General features: G+C 47.9%; 4 protein-coding genes. 2 read left to right on the forward strand and 2 right to left on the reverse strand.

All coding sequences use genetic code 11. From position 1 onward, the window contains the following. Positions 1-8 precede the first annotated feature (8 nt). The gene (locus VE954_RS33740; RefSeq protein WP_324961347.1) at positions 9-1,304 is read right to left on the reverse strand and encodes a hypothetical protein; all 1,296 of its coding nucleotides are present in this window, start codon (positions 1,302-1,304) and stop codon (positions 9-11) included. 198 nt (positions 1,305-1,502) lie between these two features. Between VE954_RS33740 and VE954_RS33745 the strand changes: the two genes are divergently transcribed. Beyond that, complete coding sequence (locus VE954_RS33745) at positions 1,503-2,096, forward strand: isoprenylcysteine carboxylmethyltransferase family protein (RefSeq protein ID WP_324961349.1); 594 nt, start codon at positions 1,503-1,505, stop codon at positions 2,094-2,096. Next, entirely contained in the window at positions 2,096-2,857 is a 762-nt protein-coding gene (locus tag VE954_RS33750; protein ID WP_324961351.1) for a serine aminopeptidase domain-containing protein, read from the forward strand. Before VE954_RS33745 ends, VE954_RS33750 begins: the two co-directional genes overlap by 1 nt. 228 nt (positions 2,858-3,085) lie before the next feature. Here VE954_RS33750 and VE954_RS33755 read toward each other — a convergent pair whose 3' ends face one another. Continuing rightward, entirely contained in the window at positions 3,086-4,072 is a 987-nt protein-coding gene (locus VE954_RS33755) for an IS66 family transposase (RefSeq protein WP_324961353.1), read from the reverse strand. Positions 4,073-4,418 lie beyond the last annotated feature (346 nt).

The raw sequence follows: 4,418 nt of genomic DNA on the forward strand, positions 1-4,418 counted from the left end.
TCTTTAGTCTACCCCGCCTCAACCAAACGGATTTTTTCTTTCTCGCTCTCTTTATTTTTAGAATGATTTGAGGAAGCGGATAGTGTGTAATATACCTTTTCCTTGTCGATATTTTTACTGGTCGCGATCCATGGCTTTATGTTACAGCCTGTGTGCGGCGCAAAATCTCCGTCAACAACCACAATAGGCTTGGCCGATGTAACAGACTTTCTGATTGCCTTTGCTTCTCCTTCCATCCGTTTTGCCCGTCCGGGAACTTCAGACGCGATGGTTGTCTTCTTTGCGTCGTTCGGTCCCATGATGCCGAGGAGCCCATACCCACAGGAAAGACCAACATCGAACATTATTGGTTTGGGGCTGATTTTTTGAAGATGTTCAAAAGCTTCGTGCATTAGGAACTCGGTGAATTTGATGGCGTTTGCATGTACCTCTTGCTTGTCTTCGTTCTCTGAATAGAACACGATAAAAAGCTCGTCCGCATGCCATTCTACAAAGTATTCGCCGCTTGGAATGATCCGTTCGAGGCTGCGGTAGATGATGTCATAGTATTTCTCAAAAATGGCTGAGATTTCGCTGTTTGCTATGCTCTCAGTTAGCGACTGAAAGTCGCGCCAGTCGGATATAAGGCTAACGCAATATCGGTTTTTTGCTTTGAATGCTTCATCGGTGATCACGCCGTCTGACAATATGAGGCGTTCTGCTACTGCTGTTGGTGCAATTCGCTTGAGCTGGGAAAGGGTTCGAGCAAGACCCGTGTAAAATCGATGTCGATAAAAAACAGCGACCACAGTGCATGCAAGATGACTGGCAATCAAAGAAAACGTAGGTATGTTAAACAGGACCGCCGCTGCAATCAGAATGATGAAAAGGCCCCCAGCCCAGGCCCGATGGATGCGTTTGAAACGGTAGAGAACAAAGTGTTGAAGCACAATCACAGTCAGTATTCCGATCGATACGTCAAACCTCAACTTTTCACTTGTGGATGCCTGGATGAAGATCAGGAAGCCACCGGCAATCGTAATGCAGGCCATCCCGAAACACGCTTCCACATGATCTTTGAATCTGATTTTAAACTTGTCGAGTATGATCACAGTGGCGACTAACAGGAGAACCAGACAAGATATTCCCACTCTGATTTTTGCGAATTCAGCGGCTGTTTCATGATCCATACTCAAAAAATCAACTGCTGAGGTAGCAAGGATGATCAGAATTGCGCACACTGCTGAGAACTTGAAGTGCGCTCTCACGTTGAACATTGACCACTTTCTTTCTAATGAACGCCTTTCCACCTTTTGGCCTTCCACGCATGCCTTCTTTTTGCATTGTAGGCATTACGTTCTGTAAATGTTTGTAATCATAGTAATTTATGTCTATAGATCTGGTCGGGTGAAAGGTGTATATGCTGAATTGATGAGTGGAAACATTTGTCAAATCATTGAGTTTTAACAGGCATTACTTTTTGCTGGGAATGTGCAAAAGCAATGTCTCTGGAGGATGCAAAGATGTTCAGCCTGGGCGTAATGATTCTACTCATCCATGTATCGTTTGCTGCAGTTATAGTTGGACTCTATGAAGGGAAAAAGGGCGATTATAGGCAGGGTCGAGCCAGGCAACCAGAGTCAGTCAGGTCGTTCAAGGCGTTTTATATCTACCTCCACATAGCGACGCCCATCATTGTCGTTATGTCGTGCCTTGGGTACGATCGACTCGCTCTTTACTCGCATCCAGCCGTGATGATGATCGGCACGACCATTTCCGCCCTTGGTGTAGCCATTTTTGTGGGGGCGAAGATGAGGATTGGTGAAGAGTTTGCTCCGTGTAATGACGCATATCTTCCCCGCGATGTTATCAGAGACGGCGTTTATAAGCATGTGAGACATCCCATCTACGCCGCTTTTATACTCTTCTTCCTTGGTATTGCTATTACTACAGCGAACCCGATCACACTTTTGAACTGGCTTGTTCTTGGTGCATATTATGTTCGATCTGCACGCTTTGAAGAGAAAGCTCTGCTCGAGAAGTTCCCGGTTTATGAGAAATATAGTAAATCGACCGGTCGGTTTATCCCCCGCATCGTTCAAAGCAAGAATGACTGATGGGAAAAATTGATATTACCAAGCCCTATATTGAGCCAAAGGGCATAGCTGCTCTTGTTCATGGCCTTAATCTCAAATCCGAGCGGATGGCCGACATAGGACGGCTTTGGCTGGAGCGAGGGTATATTATTGCAAACCTGACGCTTGCTGGACACGAATCCACTACCGAGTGGACTGACCCGAGCCGGAAAGCGTGGCTTTTTGATTTTGAGTCTCTGGAGTCAGCCATAGATGGTCTCAAGGCTGAATGCGGAGACCTGCCTTGCGTTTGCGTAGCCATGTCCTTGGGTGCGCTTATGTTTGTTGATCATGTCCTGACCACAAGCAGTTCAACGTTTACCAAAGCTTATTTTCTTGCTCCAGCACTGAGTATTAGACGTAGGAGTCTGATTCTGAAAGGCCCGAGCCGGCTTTTGCCAAATTTGAGAATAAAAAGTCTATCAGATCCCGGATACCGCGTGCATAACTCGCTGCCTCTATCTTTTTATAGAGAGTTCTACGCTGCCTACGACTTTGTGCGACTTCGGATGGAAAAGCAGCCATTTCCGATTCCAACCCAAATTTTCTCCCATCCGAATGATGAACTTGTATCACATCGCGGGTTAATCCGCCTTTCATCACGCTTCGAGTCCGTACAAATAAAGCCTTTGGGGCGTGAGCGCGGCAAGATGGGGTATAACCATCTGATGGTCAATGAAGAGACCATGGGGCAGGGCAACTGGGCGATGTTCACCCGCACCACTGACGAAAATATTCAATAACAAACGGCACTGAAGAGCCGCGCGGTTCCCGGCTCCCGTTGCCTGGGGCCATCGGTGCGATAGTAAAAGCGTAAGTGATCCGTCCTACCCAGATTGAAATCCTAAGGGAAAGTCGATGGCATGCGCTGTTACGTGCTCAACAAACCAGCTTCAGAGCGTCCTGCAAATTGCTTCAATAACCGGTCTCAACTCCACGTTCATTCGTGTGCTTTCCGCAGCCAATAAAAATTACAGGTTGGTCCGGTAGTTCCAGGGCAGCCACTGCTCAGGTCTTTCATAGACCCGCGAGCGATTTTCCTGGAGCGCCACGAGATAGTCGAAGCTATTGACATTGGCGCTGTTGCAAGTCTTGATTATCGATTGGATGATATCACCATTTTTCGCCCCATTCTGAGTTTTGTAGAAGAGCGAGTTTTTTCGATGGCAGATGGCCCACTTGATGGCTTGCTCGGTATCGCAGTTGGATAAAGGTACACCAGGAATTTCCAGAAACCGGGTCAACTGCGTCCATCGTTTAAGCGAATAGTTGATGGCTTTTCCAAGCGGGGAATTGGGCTCGACCGTGCGTTCGGTGAACTGCTGCTGCATCCACTGATGGAGGCTGTCCATCGTTGGTTTGCTTAGCTCCAGGTGCATCGCAAGCCTCTTGTCAGCCGACAACTTTTTTGCCGCGCCGTCGACCAGATAAACCTTTTGCAATTCAGACAAAATGAAATTCACCTCGTCCCTGTACGATGAGCGGAGATCATAGAACTTGCGCCGGGCGTGATCGAGGCAGTTGGCAACGATGGCTTCTTCGGTTAAATTGTTGGCGCCAAGTCCATCGCACATATGAATAGGTGGCGGCAAGTTCTCAGATCTTGATTCAAGGATGCTCGACACGTTAGCACCTGCCTGAGCTGGTCCTGTCACATGCAAAGTGATGGCACGACCCCTGACGTGGCTGATGATTACGGTAGTTTGGGTCTCTTTTATAGGAGGATCCTGACCATTTTTTAAGTGGTTCAGGATTTTCATTTTGGTGTCGTCGATCTGGAGCAATTCACCGTCTGCCGCCATCCTGATTAGCGTTTCGTGGACCGGAGCCGCACTGTAGGCAACCTGCTTGATCATTCGATCCTGGTTTGAAGCCGGCAGAGCCATGCCTCGGCGCTCCTGAATTTTTGCCAGACGATAGTGCGGAACGCCATATTCAAAGCGCATTCCAGCAACCATGGCACTGCGGCGTCGGCCGCCACTCCATTCCTCTCGCCAGGCGGGGATTTGATGTTACAGGAGTTGACATTACACAGGAATTTTGGCTCTGTTGCGTTTGTGTTTTCCAATCACGCAACCAGCTAAAATCACTATAGACGCCATACTTGCATATTCAGTGGTTTCGTCAGGTTACAGTTTATTGGAAAACAAACGCAAGAGAACCAAAAAGCAGGAAATCACCGGGATGGAAATCCAGGTCGAGTTTTTGCTGCGTGCCCGCTGTAAGCTTTTCGGCAACAAAAAGGCCCATATCGGCGAAAGCTTCATTGAAAATCTTCTGAGTGACGCTCTGGCCCGCAAGGAT

Origin of the sequence: Oligoflexus sp., from assembly GCF_035638955.1 — a bacterium.
Taxonomy (GTDB): domain Bacteria; phylum Bdellovibrionota_B; class Oligoflexia; order Oligoflexales; family Oligoflexaceae; genus Oligoflexus.

What these genes read in the sequence shown, in the direction of transcription:
- VE954_RS33745 (WP_324961349.1), top strand. Translation starts at nt 1,503, where the DNA reads ATGTTCAGCCTGGGCGTAATGATTCTACTCATCCATGTATCGTTTGCT.
- VE954_RS33750 (WP_324961351.1), top strand. Translation starts at nt 2,096, where the DNA reads ATGGGAAAAATTGATATTACCAAGCCCTATATTGAGCCAAAGGGCATA.
- VE954_RS33755 (WP_324961353.1), bottom strand. Translation starts at nt 4,072, where the DNA reads ATGGTTGCTGGAATGCGCTTTGAATATGGCGTTCCGCACTATCGTCTG.